Annotated in this window: 18 protein-coding genes; 6 read left to right on the top strand and 12 right to left on the bottom strand. The window is 55.7% G+C overall.

What is annotated here, in order from left to right:
* Positions 1 to 86 precede the first annotated feature (86 nt).
* From rplK to rpmG, 4 genes are all read right to left on the bottom strand, one after another.
* Positions 87 to 512 (bottom strand): 50S ribosomal protein L11, encoded by a 426-nt coding sequence (gene rplK, locus B5F17_RS01135; protein WP_016148171.1) that lies wholly within the window; start codon positions 510 to 512, stop codon positions 87 to 89.
* Positions 513 to 633: 121 nt separating this feature from the next.
* Complete coding sequence (gene nusG, locus B5F17_RS01130; protein WP_016148172.1) at positions 634 to 1,161, bottom strand: transcription termination/antitermination protein NusG; 528 nt, start codon at positions 1,159 to 1,161, stop codon at positions 634 to 636.
* 21 nt (positions 1,162 to 1,182) lie between these two features.
* Positions 1,183 to 1,455, bottom strand: coding sequence for a preprotein translocase subunit SecE (gene secE / locus B5F17_RS01125; RefSeq protein WP_016148173.1), 273 nt, complete (start codon positions 1,453 to 1,455; stop codon positions 1,183 to 1,185).
* Between the two features lie 24 nt (positions 1,456 to 1,479).
* Positions 1,480 to 1,629: a 50S ribosomal protein L33 gene (rpmG, locus tag B5F17_RS01120; RefSeq protein WP_016148174.1), complete on the bottom strand. Its 150-nt coding sequence runs from the start codon at positions 1,627 to 1,629 to the stop codon at positions 1,480 to 1,482.
* Between the two features lie 247 nt (positions 1,630 to 1,876).
* Here rpmG and ruvX point away from each other — a divergent pair, with 247 nt between their 5' ends.
* On the top strand, positions 1,877 to 2,293 hold the full coding sequence (gene ruvX, locus B5F17_RS01115; protein ID WP_016148175.1) for a Holliday junction resolvase RuvX: 417 nt from the start codon (positions 1,877 to 1,879) through the stop codon (positions 2,291 to 2,293).
* Positions 2,294 to 2,327: 34 nt separating this feature from the next.
* Entirely contained in the window at positions 2,328 to 2,492 is a 165-nt protein-coding gene (locus B5F17_RS14760; RefSeq protein ID WP_162608040.1) for a hypothetical protein, read from the top strand.
* 31 nt (positions 2,493 to 2,523) lie between these two features.
* Here B5F17_RS14760 and B5F17_RS01110 read toward each other — a convergent pair whose 3' ends face one another.
* Genes B5F17_RS01110 through B5F17_RS01100 form a run of 3 tightly spaced genes read right to left on the bottom strand, consistent with a single transcriptional unit; the run spans position 2,524 to position 5,392 of the window.
* Entirely contained in the window at positions 2,524 to 3,717 is a 1,194-nt protein-coding gene (locus B5F17_RS01110; protein WP_087369962.1) for a bifunctional histidine phosphatase family protein/GNAT family N-acetyltransferase, read from the bottom strand.
* Positions 3,714 to 4,619, bottom strand: a complete 906-nt coding sequence (locus B5F17_RS01105; RefSeq protein WP_016148177.1) for a dihydroorotate dehydrogenase — start codon at positions 4,617 to 4,619, stop codon at positions 3,714 to 3,716. Before B5F17_RS01105 ends, B5F17_RS01110 begins: the two co-directional genes overlap by 4 nt.
* Positions 4,619 to 5,392 (bottom strand): dihydroorotate dehydrogenase electron transfer subunit, encoded by a 774-nt coding sequence (locus tag B5F17_RS01100; protein ID WP_087369960.1) that lies wholly within the window; start codon positions 5,390 to 5,392, stop codon positions 4,619 to 4,621. The genes B5F17_RS01105 and B5F17_RS01100 overlap by 1 nt, the downstream gene beginning before the upstream one ends.
* 169 nt (positions 5,393 to 5,561) lie before the next feature.
* On the opposite strand from B5F17_RS01100, the gene B5F17_RS01095 reads away from it, so the two are divergent.
* Entirely contained in the window at positions 5,562 to 6,602 is a 1,041-nt protein-coding gene (locus B5F17_RS01095) for a glycoside hydrolase family 5 protein (RefSeq protein WP_087369958.1), read from the top strand.
* A 44-nt stretch (positions 6,603 to 6,646) separates the two neighbouring features.
* Here the strand turns inward: B5F17_RS01095 and carB are convergent, their stop codons facing one another.
* The 4 genes from carB to pyrR form a co-directional block, all read right to left on the bottom strand.
* Entirely contained in the window at positions 6,647 to 9,841 is a 3,195-nt protein-coding gene (carB, locus tag B5F17_RS01090) for a carbamoyl-phosphate synthase large subunit (protein WP_087369956.1), read from the bottom strand.
* Positions 9,841 to 10,938: a carbamoyl phosphate synthase small subunit gene (locus B5F17_RS01085; protein ID WP_206396666.1), complete on the bottom strand. Its 1,098-nt coding sequence runs from the start codon at positions 10,936 to 10,938 to the stop codon at positions 9,841 to 9,843. The genes carB and B5F17_RS01085 overlap by 1 nt, the downstream gene beginning before the upstream one ends.
* A gap of 51 nt (positions 10,939 to 10,989) precedes the next feature.
* On the bottom strand, positions 10,990 to 11,907 hold the full coding sequence (gene pyrF, locus B5F17_RS01080) for an orotidine-5'-phosphate decarboxylase (protein ID WP_087369954.1): 918 nt from the start codon (positions 11,905 to 11,907) through the stop codon (positions 10,990 to 10,992).
* 84 nt (positions 11,908 to 11,991) lie between these two features.
* Positions 11,992 to 12,546: a bifunctional pyr operon transcriptional regulator/uracil phosphoribosyltransferase PyrR gene (gene pyrR / locus B5F17_RS01075; RefSeq protein ID WP_016148183.1), complete on the bottom strand. Its 555-nt coding sequence runs from the start codon at positions 12,544 to 12,546 to the stop codon at positions 11,992 to 11,994.
* A gap of 378 nt (positions 12,547 to 12,924) precedes the next feature.
* On the opposite strand from pyrR, the gene B5F17_RS14755 reads away from it, so the two are divergent.
* Positions 12,925 to 13,092, top strand: a complete 168-nt coding sequence (locus B5F17_RS14755) for a hypothetical protein (RefSeq protein ID WP_016148184.1) — start codon at positions 12,925 to 12,927, stop codon at positions 13,090 to 13,092.
* Between the two features lie 71 nt (positions 13,093 to 13,163).
* Here the strand turns inward: B5F17_RS14755 and B5F17_RS01070 are convergent, their stop codons facing one another.
* A complete protein-coding gene (locus tag B5F17_RS01070; RefSeq protein ID WP_087369952.1) occupies positions 13,164 to 13,796 on the bottom strand; it encodes a formate/nitrite transporter family protein in 633 nt (210 codons plus the stop codon).
* Positions 13,797 to 13,919: 123 nt separating this feature from the next.
* Here B5F17_RS01070 and thiM point away from each other — a divergent pair, with 123 nt between their 5' ends.
* On the top strand, positions 13,920 to 14,753 hold the full coding sequence (gene thiM, locus B5F17_RS01065; RefSeq protein WP_087369949.1) for a hydroxyethylthiazole kinase: 834 nt from the start codon (positions 13,920 to 13,922) through the stop codon (positions 14,751 to 14,753).
* Positions 14,737 to 15,387: an HAD family hydrolase gene (locus tag B5F17_RS01060; RefSeq protein WP_087369947.1), complete on the top strand. Its 651-nt coding sequence runs from the start codon at positions 14,737 to 14,739 to the stop codon at positions 15,385 to 15,387. Before thiM ends, B5F17_RS01060 begins: the two co-directional genes overlap by 17 nt.
* Positions 15,388 to 15,560 lie beyond the last annotated feature (173 nt).

The raw sequence follows: 15,560 nt of genomic DNA, 5'->3' as shown, positions 1-15,560 counted from the left end.
TCCTTTAGTGGTACTGCGGGAATTTCCCTCCCACTTAGACGGCCGTGTCCGCCGTCAAAAAACGTGAAACTTCAGCTTATGAAAAATTACTCTTCTACGGTGATGCCCATAGAGCGGCAGGTGCCTGCGATCATGCTCATAGCAGCCTCTACGGAAGCAGCATTGAGGTCAGGCATCTTCATCTCTGCGATCTTCTGAACGTCAGCCTTGGAGATCTTAGCGACCTTGGTCTTGTTCGGAACAGCAGAGCCAGACTCGATCTTGCAAGCCTTCTTGATCAGAACAGCTGCCGGGGGAGTCTTGGTGATGAAGCTGAAGGAACGGTCTGCATAAACCGTGATGACTACGGGGATGATGAGACCCGCGTCATTCTTGGTGCGCTCGTTGAATTCCTTGGTGAAAGCCATGATGTTGACACCATGCTGACCCAGAGCCGGGCCAACCGGGGGCGCAGGGGTTGCCTTGCCCGCAGGAATCTGGAGCTTGATATAGCCTACTACTTTCTGTGCCATGTTGAGGTATCCTCCTTAAAAAATGTGGTGGCTGGCGAGTCGGACGACTCTCCCACTTGCCATGAAACGCATCCTCTGCGTCTCGTTGACTGCCTGTCCGGTATTACTGACCGTCCAGGGATCAGTCGCCCAGCGTCTCGACCTGATCCAGTTCGAGTTCGACGGGCGTCTCTCTGCCGAACATCGATACGACAACGCGTACCTTGTTCTTTTCGGGCTCGAGTTCATCGACAACGCCGATGAAGCCTGCCAGCGGGCCGTCGATGACGCGCACGCTGTCGCCCAGCTGATAATTGATTTCGATTTCTCGCTTCTCCACGCCCATTTTCAGCACTTCCTCATCGGAAAGCGGGAGCGGCTTGTTGGAGTTCGGGCCGACGAATCCTGTGCAGCCGCGCGTATTGCGCACGAGGTACCAGCTTTCATCGGTCAGGATCATCTTGACCAGTACATAGCCCGGGAAGAGCTTGCGCTCGATCTCGCGGGTCTTGCCGTCCTTTACTTCGGTCACGCGCTCAACAGGAATGTTGACAGCGGTGATGAGGTCGTGGAGCTTACGATTTTCCACCGCTTTTTCGATGGACGAGGCTACTTTATTCTCGTAGCCCGAGTATGTGTGAACCACATACCATTTTGCTGCATCTGACATAGTATCCGGCCCCTCTCAAAATCAAGCGGCGAAGAAGCCGACGAGTGTCTGGAAACCGAAGCCGAAAATTGCGTCCAGTACCCAGATGAACACACCGAGCACCAGGCAGCAGGCCAGAACAACGAGCGTGTTGTTGACGGTCTGCTTACGGGTCGGCCAAACGATCTTCTTGATCTCAGCCTTGAGCTCGTGGAACCAGTTACCGATTCGCGCGAAGAACGAAGGCTTCTTGGCCTTTGCCGGCTTGTCAGTCTGCTTCTTTACAGCGGGAGTGGATTTTTCCTGCTCTGCCATGAAGCGTACTTCCTTTCTCGTCGATTACTTAGTCTCGCGATGCAAAGTATGCTTTTTGCAGAAGCGGCAGTACTTGTTCATCTCAAGACGGTCGGGATCGTTCTTCTTGTTCTTCATCGTATCGTAGTTTCTTTGCTTGCACTCAGTGCAGGCCAGCGTTACCTTAACGCGCATAACGGCACCTCCTTGAATTGTGTTTATGTCCGTCGGGTGTTCCGGCAGACTTGATTGCCTCCCTTTGCAGGCTCAGCCTCAAAAAAACAGGCATAAAAAAAGAACCTACATAGGTGTAATTATTGTATCACGTCCCCCCTGTGCAAGTCAAGCATCATTTTTTGAGTTTTATGTACAAATTCCGCCGTTCTATGTTATAATGATTGCACACAAACGATAACCGACCCAAACAGGAGGCGAATACAGCGTGAAGATTTTAGGCGTAGATTACGGCGACGCACGCACCGGCCTTTCGGTTTCCGACCCAACCGGTCTGCTGGCCGGTTCCCCGTCGGTCATTTCCGAATGGAACCGGGACAAGCTGCTCGAAAAGCTCGTCGCATACATTAAAGACAACAAGATTGAGACGGTTGTACTGGGTTATCCCAAGAATATGGACGGTTCGGTCGGACCGCGTGCGGAAAAGTGCGCCCAGCTGGCCGAGGATATTCGGGAGCAGACCGGTGTGCCGGTGGTATTATGGGATGAGCGTCGGACGACGGTTGAGGCGCACCAGATTTTGCATCAGGCGGGCAAAAAGGCCAAGCAGCATCGTAAAAATGTAGATGCGGTCGCGGCGACGCTCATTTTGCAGGGCTATTTGGATGCGCAGAGGATGAGATAACAACCTCATAAAAGCAAAAAAAAGCGTTCCAGGGATGGAACGCTTTTTATTTTTGGGGAATGGCGCGTCTGCGGACGCGCTTGAGTTTTTATTTTTAGTTGATTTTCGCAAGGCGAAAATCAAGAAGGGGATTTCGCTCTCTGCGGAGAGCGACTCAGGGCGCTGCCCTGAGAACCTGCAAACCTTTGAAAAGGTTTGATCCAAACTTCAGTTATGGGTGCGGTGATTGTTTAGCCTTCCCAGATGAAGTCCTCGGATTCCTCTGCGACCGATTCGACCTTGATCTTCTTGACCATTTTATCGTGCAGGCCTTCGGGTTTCATCACTTCGCCCTGATTATGGAATCCGTATTTGTCATAAAATCCGTGCGCACGTGCATTATTTTTTGCGACATAAGCGCATAAGTAGTCCTTACCGAGTGCGCGATAAACCGAAATGGCCTGACCGAGAATCTGACCGCTCAGGCCGGTACCGCGATAATCCTCGCTAATGACAAACGAGCCGACCTTGCCAATCTCCGGTTCACTTTCGTCACATACATTCATGCGCACCAACGCGACCGGCTGATCTTCGACCATGCCAATGGTAACCGCGCGATCATGCTTTGCAGCCATTGCATCGGTGTCAGCCATCCAAGCATCCTCGTCCAGCATGTCGGTCGAGCCGTAAGCATTGCGGTAGAACTCACGTGCAAACCCAATGAGCAGCGCACGATCTTCCGCACTTTCCGGGTTATACGGTCGGAACCATGCCTGTACCGACATCGGCACGCCCCTGCTGTTCGTCCAGCCGATTTTCGCGAAGGTAGACAGATCTTCGGGCAGATGGGACGCATCGTTCCAGTAAATCGGGCGAATGGTATCGCCGTCAAACTCGAACTTTGCCACACAGGTGTTGTCGCCCCAGCCGACTTGACCAATCTGTTCAGGTTCGTAGCCGAGTACACGGCACAGAATGCCGCGAATGGCCGAACCATGACTGACCACCGCGATGGACTTGCCATCCCATTCGCGTGCAAGCTGACGCAGACCGCCTAACACACGGTCGCCGGTATCCAGAACACGCTCACCGCCGGGAACTTCACATTCCCACGGACGTGTCTGCCACTTGGCGTACTGCTCGGGAGCTTCTCTGGGCAGGATTGCCCAAGTCTTGTCCTCCCACTCACCCATCGCAATTTCACGCAGCACCGGGCGCACATGCACCTTCATACCCTTGCGGTCTGCGATTGCTTTGGCTGTGTGACGTGCGCGATAGAGGTCGGACGCATAGATGGCATCCAGCGGTACATCTTCAAAGCGGTCAGCCAGATAGGGCAGCTGCTGGTATGCCCGCTCGGTGAGCAGACTGTCGTACTGTCCGTGACAGCGGCGATATACATTGCCCTCTGCCTCGGCGTGACGAATCAGATAGACCGTTGTCATACCTCTACCGCCCCGGTCAGGTCGGTGACCTTCTCGATGCCGTGCTGAATCATATATTCCTTGAGCTCATTGAGCGCCTTGACAGGAGCCATCGGGTCGGCAAACATAGCAGTACCGATTGCAATTGCGTCCGCACCTGCGAGCATCATTTCTGCAATGTCACGGCCGGTACGAATACCGCCCATACCGATAATCGGCACATCAACTGCCTTGCGTACCTGATAAACCATGCGTACAGCAATCGGGAATACTGCCGGACCGGACATACCGCCCATGATGTTGGACAGAATGGGGCGACGGGTATCGACATTGATGCGCATGCCGAGCAGCGTGTTGATGAGGCTCAGTGCGTCAGCACCCGAAGCAACTGCTGCGCGTGCAATCTCAGTAATGTCGGTGACATTGGGGCTGAGCTTGACAATCAGCGGCTTCTTTGCGTACTTCTTGGCCGCAGATACAACTTCCTCGACCATCTTGGGCTGAGTACCGAAAGCCATACCGCCGCACTTGACGTTCGGACAGGAAATGTTCATCTCGATCAGGTCAACGTCTGCGTCAGAGATCTTCTCGATCATGCCGCAGTATTCCTCAACCGTGTTGCCCGATACGTTCGCAATAATCTTGGTGTCGTACTGGCGCAGGAACGGAATCTGCTCCTCGATGAAGCGATCAATGCCGGGATTCTGCAGGCCGACGCAGTTGAGAATACCCATCGGAGTCTCTGCGATACGAGGTGCGGGATTGCCCAGACGTTCGGTCGGGGTCAGCCCCTTAACACCGACACCGCCCAGCTCGGACAGATCAAAGAACTCGCCGTACTCGTGACCGAAGCCAAAGGTACCCGACGCGGTCGTGATGGGGTTTTTGAGCTCTACCCCGCAAATATTTACGCGCAGATCCATTACCAAACGACCTCCTTGCTGTCAAATACCGGGCCATCCTTGCAGACATGGCCGTATCTTACGCCTTCCTGTCCGTCCTTGAGCTTGAGCTCGCAGGCGCAGACCAGACATGCACCGATGCCGCAGCCCATGCGCTCCTCCATGGAGACCTGACACGGGATGCCCTGTGCCTCTGCGATCTCCGCGATGGCGCGCAGCATGGGCTTGGGACCGCAGGCGCAAATCGCGGTTGCTTCCTGTACGTGCAGCTTGAGCACATCGGTGACAAAACCGTGCACACCGTAGCTGCCGTCGTCGGTGCAGACGTGGGTCTCACCCAGTCTGCGGAACGCATCTTCCAAAATAACCGCATTCTGATTGCGGAAGCCCAGAATTGCCTCGGGCTTTGCACCGTTTTCCTTAGCTGCACGCATGGTCATGAGCATGGGCGGAACGCCGATGCCGCCGCCGATGAAGATGGGATGGTCACCCAGCTCTTCCATGCGGAAGCCGTGACCGAGCGTACCCAGTACATCGAGTACATCGCCCTCGCGACGCTTGGACAGCCACGCGGTACCATCACCCTTGACCTGGAAAACAACGATCATCTGACCGTCCTGTACATTGCAAATCGAGATGGGACGACGCAGCAGATTGCCCTCTCCGCAGGTGATATGAACGAACTGACCGGGCTGTGCCTGCATACACAGTACCGGTGCTTCCATCGTCAGCTCAAACAGACCGATGCCAATCTCCCGGTTGCCGACGACACGACACATTTCCTGAGTCGCCATATTAAATCCTCCTGTAAACACAGATTTCCTGTTTTTTATTGTACTGGAAAACAACCCAAAACGCAAGACGGGAAATCCCGTACCGCTCCCCTGTCCACTTGTTCACCGCTGTCCGATATGTTACAATACAAAAAGATTTCAAAACAGTTATAAACAGGATTTGTTTCCCATGAAGCCGATGAAATTACGCCTGTCGGCGCTGAGCATGCTCACCGCTGCCGCTCTGGCGTTCTCTCCCATGATACCACAGGCCGTACCCAATGCCCCGGCTGCTTCCACGTCCTCTTCCTTCCAGTCGCAGGATGAAGCCATCACGCCCGCGCAATATCAGAGCATGCCCGGACACGGTATGGATGTGGACTGGTCCAAGACCAGCGAGGGCCGCGCCAGCTACCAGACCCAGACGGTCATCGATTTTGCAGAAGCCGGTATCAAGCATGTGCGCATCCGTGTCAAAGATGACCTGACTCCGGATGTACTGGCCAGCCTTGACCGCCAGATCGATGATTGCCTGTCCCACGGACTCATTCCCGTGCTCGCCTATCAGGCAGACGCCTTCAAAAATGACCCGTCCGAGCGCAATCTCGAGCATGTCGTCGCGTGGTGGAGCACCATTGCCGCACGATATCAGGACAAGTCGCATGCGCTGTCATTTGACCTGCTCATCGAGTGCACCGACGCGCTCAACCAGCAGCCTGACCGGCTCAATGAAATGATTGAGCGCGTGACCGCAGCCATTCGCCAGACCAATCCCGACCGCATCATTATGATGTCCCCGCGTCTGCGCTCCAATCCGGCTTATCTGTCCGAGCTTCGGGTACCCTCGCAGGCCAACGGCTATCTGATGGCAGAGTGGCATTTCTATGCAGCCGGTCCAAGCAAAACCAACGAGAAAAAGCTGTGGACGACCGGAACGGCAGCCGAAAAGCAGCTGGTTCTCGATCAAATCCAGCTTGCACTCGACTGGCAGGCGCAAACCGGCATTCCCACCTGGGTCGGTGCCTGGATGCCCGGCAATTACAACGACGGAGACGACTACACCCTGTCCGAGCAGATGACCTTTGCCGCCTTTCTCTGTGACAGTCTGGATGCGGCAGGTATCCCCTTCGCCGTAAACTCGGATACCAAGTTCTACGACCGGCAGTCCGGCCAATGGGTCACCGAGATGGAGCCGCTGCGCGACCTGATTTTCTCTTCTTCCGCAAACTGACCGATGCAAAAATCCCGCGTCTATTAAGACGCGGGATTTCTTTTTTAGATATCGTTAATGTCGACCATCTTGCAATTTTTGATTTCCATACCGCTTTCCATGCACTCCAGCAGTGCGTTTGCGGTGTCGATCGCGGTCAGGCACGGAATCGCGTGCTCGGTTGCCGCGCGGCGAATCTTAACGCTTGCAAGCTCGGGATGACGACCCTTGACCGAGGTGGAGATGACGTAATCGACCTCACCGTTCTCGATCATATCCAAAATGTTGGGATGCATTTCGGCCTCGAATGCATTGTAAACCACGTTGGCTGCGACCATCGCGTTGTTGAGCGTGTTGGCCGTGCCGCGGGTTGCATAGATGTCGTAGCCGAGCTTCTCGAACTTCTCAGCGATCGGAATTGCCTCCTGCTTGTCAGCCGGACGGACGGAAATGACGACCTTGCCGGTCTTCTTGTGCATGGCAAAGCCAGCACCGAGCAGACCCTTGTACAGAGCTTCCTTGAAGTCCTTGGCAACGCCCAGAACCTCACCGGTCGACTTCATCTCAGGTCCGAGCTGGGTGTCCAGATCACGCAGCTTCTGGAAGGAGAAGACCGGGACCTTGACTGCGTAGTAATCGCGCTCGGGGTACAGACCGGTGCCGAACTCCATGTCGCGCAGCTTCTCGCCGAACATGCAGCGGGTTGCCAGATCGATCATCGGAACGCCGGTGATCTTGGAGATATAGGGCACGGTACGGGACGAACGGGGGTTAACCTCGATGATATAGACCTGATTGTTGTACAGAACGAACTGGATATTGACCAGACCCAGAACCTTGAGGCTCTTAGCCAGCGCACGGGTATAGCGGATGATGGTGTCCTTATGCTTGGACGAAATGTGCAAGGACGGATACATGGAAATCGAGTCACCAGAGTGTACACCGGCACGCTCAAAGTGCTCCATGATACCCGGAATCAGGATGTCCTCGCCGTCGCAGATTGCGTCGACCTCGATCTCCTGACCCATCATATACTTATCGACGAGTACCGGGTTCTCGACCTTATGACGGGTGATGACCTGCATATACTCGCGGATATCCTGCTCGCTGTATGCGATTTCCATACCCTGACCGCCCAGAACGTAGGACGGACGAACGAGAACCGGGTAACCCAGACGGTCAGCAACGCTGACAGCCTCTTCCTCGGTAAATACGGTCTCTCCCTTGGGACGCGGAATGCCGCACTCTTCCAGGATCTCGTCGAACTTTTCACGGTCTTCTGCCGCGTCGATCGACCAAGCCTGGGTGCCCAGAATCGGCACGCCCAGCTTTTCCAGATGTGCTGCCAGGTTGATGGCGGTCTGACCGCCGAACTGTACGATCGCTGCGTCGGGCTTCTCGGCGTTGACAACACCTTCGACGTCCTCGGGCGTCAGCGGCTCGAAGTACAGACGATCAGCGGTGTCAAAGTCGGTGGAAACGGTCTCGGGGTTGTTGTTGATGATAATGGTCTCACAGCCCAGCTCCTTGAGTGCCCAGACAGAGTGAACCGAGCAGTAGTCGAACTCGATACCCTGACCGATACGGATGGGACCGGAACCCAAAACCAGTACCTTCTTCTTGCCGGTGGACGGCTTGACCTCGTTTTCGTCGTCAAAGGTCGAGTAGTAGTACGGGGTCTCAGCGTCGAACTCTGCTGCACAGGTATCAACCGTCTTGTAGACCGGCAGGCGCTTGAGTGCACCGACCTGCTTACCGGACAGCTGCTCGATGGTCTTGTCGAGGAAGCCCATCTTTTTCGCGCGCAGGTACAGCTCCTCATTCAGCTCGGAAGCCTCAGCCAGCTCGTGCTCCATGTCTACAATGTTCTTGTAGCCGTGCAGGAACCAGGTGTCGATCATGGTGATGTCGTGGATCTCGTCGATGGTCATGATGCCGCGGCGCAATGCCTCGCAGATGACCAGCAGACGCTCGTCGTTGACCTTAGCAACACCGGCCTTGATCTCCTCATCCGACCAAGTCTTGAGCTTGGGCATGATGAAGCTGTCCAGCTTCATTTCAACGCCGCGGATGGCCTTCATCATGGCCTGCTCGAAGGACGGTGCAATCGCCATGACCTCACCGGTCGCCTTCATCTGGGTACCGAGCGAGTTGTCTGCGTAAACGAACTTATCAAACGGCCAGCGCGGGAACTTGGCAACGATATAGTCGAGGGTCGGCTCGAAGCAAGCGTAAGTCTTGCCGGTGACCGCGTTCATGATCTCGTCCAGACCGTAGCCGATTGCAATCTTGGCGGTAACCTTTGCGATCGGGAAGCCGGTCGCCTTGGATGCCAGTGCAGACGAACGGGAAACGCGGGGGTTTACCTCGATGACTGCGTACTCGAAAGAGTTCGGGTTCAGTGCGTACTGTACGTTACAGCCGCCCTCGATGCCCAGCTCGGTGATGATGTTGAGCGCAGAGGTGCGCAGCATCTGGTATTCCTTGTCGGACAGGGTCTGGCTGGGTGCGACAACGACCGAGTCACCGGTGTGTACGCCGACCGGGTCAACGTTCTCCATGTTACAGATGGTGATGGCGTTGCCCTTGCTGTCGCGCATGACCTCATACTCGACTTCCTTCCAGCCTGCGATGCACTTCTCGACCAGGATCTCGTCGACACGGGAGTACATGATACCGGTCGCTGCGATCTCGCGCAGCTGCTCCCAGGTGTACGCGATACCGCCGCCGGTACCGCCTAGGGTGTATGCCGGACGGATGATGACCGGCAGACCGATCTCCTCGGTGAATGCAACCGCATCCTCGACCGTGTGTACGACCTTGGAAGCGATGCACGGCTCGCCGATCTTCTCCATGGTGTCCTTGAACATCTGGCGGTCTTCGGCCTTAGCGATGGTGTCCGGGTTTGCGCCCAGCAGCTTAACGCCGTACTCGTCGAGGAAACCGTCAGCGGACAGGTCCATTGCCAGATTCAGACCGGTCTGACCGCCGAGATTGGGGATCAGGGAGTCCGGACGCTCTTTCTTGATGATCTCCTTGACCGCGTCCAGGGTCATCGGCTCAATATATACCTTGTCAGCCATGGCCTTATCGGTCATGATGGTTGCCGGGTTGGAGTTTACCAGAACGACCTCCAGACCCTCTTCACGCAGGGCACGACATGCCTGAGTGCCTGCGTAGTCGAACTCGGCCGCCTGACCGATGACGATGGGGCCGGAGCCCAGTACCATGACTTTGTGGATATCTTTTCTCAGCGGCATTAGAACTGGCCTCCCTTGTGCTTGTCAATGTTTTCGAGGAATCGGTCGAACAGGTACGAGGTATCCTGCGGACCGGGGCAGACCTCGGGGTGATACTGCACGGTGAAGATGGGCTTGCCGATGTGCTCGACACCCTCGACCGTGCCGTCATTCAGGTTGACAAAGCGCACGCGTGCAATCGCCGGGTCAATGGTGTCGCCAACGACCGCGTAGCCGTGGTTCTGGCTGGTGATATAGGTGCGGTCTTCGTCGAGATCCTTGACCGGGTGGTTGACACCGCGGTGACCAAAGCGCATCTTCTCGGTCTTGGCATCGATGGCCAGTGCCATGAGCTGATGGCCCAGGCAGATACCGAAGATGGGCAGACCGGACGCGATGAGCTTTTTGAGCTCTTCTACAATGCCGACGTTTTCAGCCGGGTCGCCAGGGCCGTTCGACAGCATGATGCCGTCGTAACCGGCAGCCAGAATGTCCTCTGCCTTGGTAAAGCCGGGCAGGACGGTGACCTCACAGCCGCGCTTGCAAAGTTCACGGACGATATTGTACTTGACGCCGAAGTCCATCAGACCGATGCGGTACTTGCGCTCGCCCTGTGCCGGGTGTACCTCGGTCTCAGAAAGCGTAACCGACTTAACCGCATCCTTGACGACGTAAGACTTCATTTCCTCGATGGTCTTCTCGTCGGGCTCGTGGCCTTCGGTATAGATGACACCGTTCATAACGCCGCTGTTGCGCAGGATACGGGTCAGGCGTCGGGTGTCGATGCCCTGCAGGCCGACCACCTTCTGCTCCTTGAGATAGGCGTCCAGGCTCTTCTGGCAGCGAAAGTTCGAGGGATATTCACACATTTCACGCATGATATAGCCCGAAACCCAGCTCTTCTTGGACTCGCCGTCGTCGAAGTTGATGCCATAGTTACCAACCAGGGGGTAAGTCATGCACACCGTCTGGCCATAGTAAGACGGGTCGGTCAGAACCTCCTGATAACCGGCCATACCCGTATTGAATACGACCTCGCCGATGCTGCATCCCTCATAGCCGGCAGCCTTACCCTCGAACAGGGTACCGTCGGCGAGCAGCAGATACGCTTTCTTCAAATCTATCGTCACTCCTTGCAAACTTTACGATGGGGAAAGGGGAAAAATGGTTTAGCGGATGGCAGACACGATGTCGTCACGCATACGGATGGCCTCTGCGCGTGCAGCCTCCATGAAGTCTGCGCCGTCCTTGCCGGTCTTCTTCCAAGCGCACATGATACCGCGGGAAGAGTTTACGATTGCACCCAGACCGTCATTGTTGAAGGCATTTGCGATATCCTTTGCGGTCGCGCCCTGTGCACCGTAGCCCGGTACGAGGAAATATGCCTTGGGGATGATGGAACGGATGATCTTCTGCTCTTCGGGGTAGGTTGCGCCGACAACCGCACCAACCTGATTGTAGCCGGACGGAGTGTCCAGACCCTCACCCCACTTCGCAAACTGCTCTGCTACGCGAACAAAGAGCGGCTTGCCCTCCATGTCGCGGTTCTGGAACTCACCGGAAGACGGGTTGGAGGTCTTAACCAGAATATAGATGGCCTTCTCGCGTGCGCGGCACTCCTTCAGGAAGGGCTCGATGCCGTCGGTACCGAGGTAAGCGTTGACCGTGCAGGAATCTGCATTGTAAACCGGCAGCTCCTTGTCGCCGACCTTGGTGCAGCCCAGATATGCCTCAGCGTAAGCCGATGCGGTTGCGCCGATGTCGTTGCGCTTGATGTCAGCGATGACATACATGCCCTTCTCGTGCGCATAGTCGATGGTATTCTTGAGCACTTCTGCACCCTTGGGACCGAGCAGCTCATAGTATGCTGCCTGCGGCTTGATTGCGGGTACGATGTCGTGCAGGGCATCGATCAGGCTGATGTTGAACTGCTGCATGGCAGCCGCTGCTGCCTCCAGGGTTTCGCCGTAGCGCTCAACGCACTGGGATACAATAAAGGACGGAATATACTCCAGGCGTGCGTCCAGACCGGCAACAGTCGGGTTGTTCTTCTGGCGGATGCATTCAACGAGTTTTTGTACAGACATGATTTGTCTCCTTTCACACGGGCCGGAAGGCTGTCCGGCGCTGGTTGATGACTTTTATGAGAATCGACTTGCTATATTGGAATCTTACTCTGACGCGGCAGTCCCGGACTGCTTGACGATGGTCACCCGGTCTTCCCCGTCGGTCTCACGCAGACTGACGCATACGCGCTCGTTCTGGGAGGTCGGCAGGTTTTTGCCGACATAATCGGGTCGGATGGGCAGCTCTCGATGACCGCGGTCAATGAGGACAGCCAACTGGATGCGAGCGGCGCGTCCCATGTGGGACACCGCTTCGATGGCAGCGCGTACCGAGCGACCGGTATAGAGCACATCGTCCACGATGACCACCGTGCACCCGGCAAGACCGGGAATGTCGGGCAGCACCGGGGGCGCTGTGTGGGGCAGATCGTCGCGGAAGGGGCCGATGTCGAGCGGCAGGACGGGCGGGCGGAAGCCCTCGACCTCGCCGAGCTTATCTGCGATGCGTTCGGCCAGCGGTACGCCACGCGTCTGAATCCCGGCGAGCAGCAAACTGCGGCTGCCATGATTTTTCTCGATGATCTCAAACGCGATGCGGGTCAGCGCACGGCGGACGGCTGCTTCGTCCATGATTTCTGCTGTCTGCTGTAACACTGGCATACTCCTTTCCTGCTTATGGCACAAAAAAAGCTTCCTGCCCAAAGGCAAGAAGCCGCACGAAGCCATGCCTTGTGTGCGAATCTGGTGACACAAGACAATTTTTGCTCTCATTCGATCGTTCAGGCACTTTGGGAACTCACGGGTTCCGATTAAAAGTCTGATTACAGTTGTTCACTTATCGTTTGTATTATTATATCCTAGAATACCCGGTTCTGTAAACCGCCATTCTTACAAAAGCCAAACGAAATTGCTCGAAATTTTGTAAAATTTCGGCAACTAAAGAAATTTTGTTAGGTCATCGTAAATTTTTTCTGATTTTCCAAGGGCTAAATCACGGTCTGTACCGCCATACTAACAGCAAAAGGAGCGTGAAAAAACATGAAACTGACCCCCATTCTGTCCAGCATGGCCGCCGGTATGGCCGTCGGCGCAATCGCCTCTGCAATGGCTTCGAGCGCAATGTCCAGTCCGTCTGTCAAGCGCAGCGTCAAACAGGCCGCAAATCAGGTGACCAATACCGCAAAGCACATGGGCGATATGTTCTGATTTCCCCGATCTCAAGACCCTCCATCCGAAATCACGTGAAAAGAGGACGTTTACCCAAACGTCCTCTTTTTCTATCCCTGTCTCATGCGCAGTTTATCCCAAAGCGGAATGAGCCATGCACCGCAGGCGTTTCCCAGCGAACAAACGAGCAAAAATACGATGATTTTTCCAATCATTCCCTGCTGTACACCAAGCATCAGATAAAACATATCGGCGACCACGTGCTCAAACCCAGCAAGGATGAAAGCCGGGACGCAGAGTAAAATGCCGACAAACCGACCGAAATCTCCCTGCCAGGTGCGGAAGTGATCGACCGCAATGTACATGAGCAGACCGCACATCACGCCGAGCAGAAAGATCTGCACTGGAGACTCGGACAGCTTGCGTGCCGTCAGCTCACACGCCATCTCCCGATAGGCCGGTTTTGCATACGCAACCGCCAACGCCGTTACCGCACATCCAACGAGGTTTCCCAGCCAGATGACCAGCAGTTCCCCGATACAGACCATTCGATCATGCCGCGTCACTAGATACCCAACGCGGCCGGTAAATAACGCCATGCCACGGGTACAAATCGTGAAGAGCGCTACCGAAAACAGCACGGCTCCAAACGGTATCTTTCCGCTTCCCAGATAAATGGCACCGCTCACACCGATGAGCAGTCCGGCCAGTATGGACGAAACCAGTAATTCCAATTTTTTCACAGGCTGTGCACCTCCGCCGGTCTTTTTTTCTTATCCTATCACAGCTATACCGTGCTTGGCAACCACGGTTGACGGTGCCGTCCCACATTTGTATAATAAAGACCAGAACAGGAGGCAATCCACATGGATCTTACATATCAGGCCGGTGCGCTGTGCGACGTTCTGCGCGACCGCCAGCCGATCATTCACTGTATCACCAACTATGTGACAATCAACGACTGCGCAAACGCAGCCCTCGCCATCGGCGCATCTCCTATTATGGCCGATTCACCAGAGGAGGCCGACGCGGTGACCACACATGCGCAGGCGCTTGTCCTTAATATTGGTCAGCTGTCGCCGCGCAAGCTGGACGCTATGCTGCTGGCCGGTGCTCAGGCCAACCGCATGGGCATCCCGGTCGTACTCGACCCCGTGGGCGTAGGTGTATCCGCGCTGCGCACCTCGGCTGTGCGTCAGCTTCTGGAAACCGTCCATATTTCCATCCTGCGCTGCAACCGCTCGGAAGCCGCCTGCATTTATGGCATGCACGTCAACCAGCACGGCATCGACAGCGATCACTCCATTTCCATTTCGGACGGCGAAGCGCTGGCACGCGCACTCGCGGCACGCTATCACTGCACGGTTGCGCTGACCGGCGAAACCGACCTTGTCGCAAATGCCTTTCATCTATATCGACTGGAAGGCGGTCACAAAATGCTGTCCCGCGTCACCGGTATGGGCTGCATCGCTACCGTCCTGTGCGCCGCATTCGCAGCCGCTTCCGACGATCATTTACCTGCCGCGATTGCTGCACTGGGCGCAATCTCTGCCGCCGGCGAAATCGCTTTTGAGAAAGCCGGACATCTCGGTACAGGCAGCTTTCACATCGCGGTCATCGATGCGCTGAGCCAGATGGACGCGCAGACACTGTCTTCTCATCTCAAACTCACGGAGGTATCCCATGCGGACACTCAATGACCTGACCGGCTTTATCTTCGATCTGGACGGTACCCTGCTCGACTCCCTTTGGGTGTGGAGCGAAGTGGATGAAGTATTCCTGTCCCGCCGCGGTCTGCCCATCCTCCCCGACTATGCACAGTCCATCGCGCACCTCGGCTTTGCCGATGCCGCACGCTATACCATTGACCGCTTTGGCCTGGACGAAACACCCGAACAGCTCATGCAGGAATGGTATGACCTTGCCCACGCCGCTTACCGTGACCGCGTACCGCTCAAACCATACGCCGAAGAATTTCTGCGCAAACTTTGTGCACAGGGTGTGCATATCTCGGCGGCAACCTCATCCGAACCCGAACTGGTTCTGCCCTGTCTGGATCGTCTGGGCATCACCGGATTGTTCGACAATATCACAACCATCCACGAAGTGAACTGCGATAAGTCCTCCCCAGATATCTATCTGCTGGCTGCTGAGCGTATGGGCATTGTACCGAACCAGTGCGCCGTCTTTGAAGATATCCTGCGCGGTATCCAGAGCGCAAAATCTGCCGGTTTCTATACGGTTGCGGTGGAAGAACCCGCATCGGCACTCGATCAAATCGAAATCGAACACACCGCCGACCGCTATATCCACTCTTTCGCTGAACTACTCTAAACCACCGCAGCCCATAAACGGGTCCGGGCCTGCGGCCCGGCGCGGTCCAGCCGCGCAGGCTGGTCCGTCCAGGTGAAGCTTGGTCGCCGTCCGCAGACGGCGAAATCCCCTTTGAAATCCGGTGTCCGCCCCGGATTTCAAAAATACTTACCCAACAAAAAACCGCCCTCTCG

This window comes from Butyricicoccus pullicaecorum (assembly GCF_002160355.1).
In the GTDB taxonomy this organism is placed as follows: Bacteria; Bacillota; Clostridia; order Oscillospirales; family Butyricicoccaceae; genus Butyricicoccus; species Butyricicoccus pullicaecorum.
Note: the sequence above shows the minus strand (reverse complement) of the source record. Positions and strands in the feature narration are given on the sequence as shown.

What these genes read in the sequence shown, in the direction of transcription:
- rplK (WP_016148171.1), bottom strand. Translation starts at nt 512, where the DNA reads ATGGCACAGAAAGTAGTAGGCTATATCAAGCTCCAGATTCCTGCGGGC.
- nusG (WP_016148172.1), bottom strand. Translation starts at nt 1,161, where the DNA reads ATGTCAGATGCAGCAAAATGGTATGTGGTTCACACATACTCGGGCTAC.
- secE (WP_016148173.1), bottom strand. Translation starts at nt 1,455, where the DNA reads ATGGCAGAGCAGGAAAAATCCACTCCCGCTGTAAAGAAGCAGACTGAC.
- rpmG (WP_016148174.1), bottom strand. Translation starts at nt 1,629, where the DNA reads ATGCGCGTTAAGGTAACGCTGGCCTGCACTGAGTGCAAGCAAAGAAAC.
- B5F17_RS14760 (WP_162608040.1), top strand. Translation starts at nt 2,328, where the DNA reads ATGGAACGCTTTTTATTTTTGGGGAATGGCGCGTCTGCGGACGCGCTT.
- B5F17_RS01110 (WP_087369962.1), bottom strand. Translation starts at nt 3,717, where the DNA reads ATGACAACGGTCTATCTGATTCGTCACGCCGAGGCAGAGGGCAATGTA.
- B5F17_RS01105 (WP_016148177.1), bottom strand. Translation starts at nt 4,619, where the DNA reads ATGGATCTGCGCGTAAATATTTGCGGGGTAGAGCTCAAAAACCCCATC.
- B5F17_RS01100 (WP_087369960.1), bottom strand. Translation starts at nt 5,392, where the DNA reads ATGGCGACTCAGGAAATGTGTCGTGTCGTCGGCAACCGGGAGATTGGC.
- B5F17_RS01095 (WP_087369958.1), top strand. Translation starts at nt 5,562, where the DNA reads ATGAAGCCGATGAAATTACGCCTGTCGGCGCTGAGCATGCTCACCGCT.
- carB (WP_087369956.1), bottom strand. Translation starts at nt 9,841, where the DNA reads ATGCCGCTGAGAAAAGATATCCACAAAGTCATGGTACTGGGCTCCGGC.
- pyrF (WP_087369954.1), bottom strand. Translation starts at nt 11,907, where the DNA reads ATGTCTGTACAAAAACTCGTTGAATGCATCCGCCAGAAGAACAACCCG.
- pyrR (WP_016148183.1), bottom strand. Translation starts at nt 12,546, where the DNA reads ATGCCAGTGTTACAGCAGACAGCAGAAATCATGGACGAAGCAGCCGTC.
- B5F17_RS14755 (WP_016148184.1), top strand. Translation starts at nt 12,925, where the DNA reads ATGAAACTGACCCCCATTCTGTCCAGCATGGCCGCCGGTATGGCCGTC.
- thiM (WP_087369949.1), top strand. Translation starts at nt 13,920, where the DNA reads ATGGATCTTACATATCAGGCCGGTGCGCTGTGCGACGTTCTGCGCGAC.
- B5F17_RS01060 (WP_087369947.1), top strand. Translation starts at nt 14,737, where the DNA reads ATGCGGACACTCAATGACCTGACCGGCTTTATCTTCGATCTGGACGGT.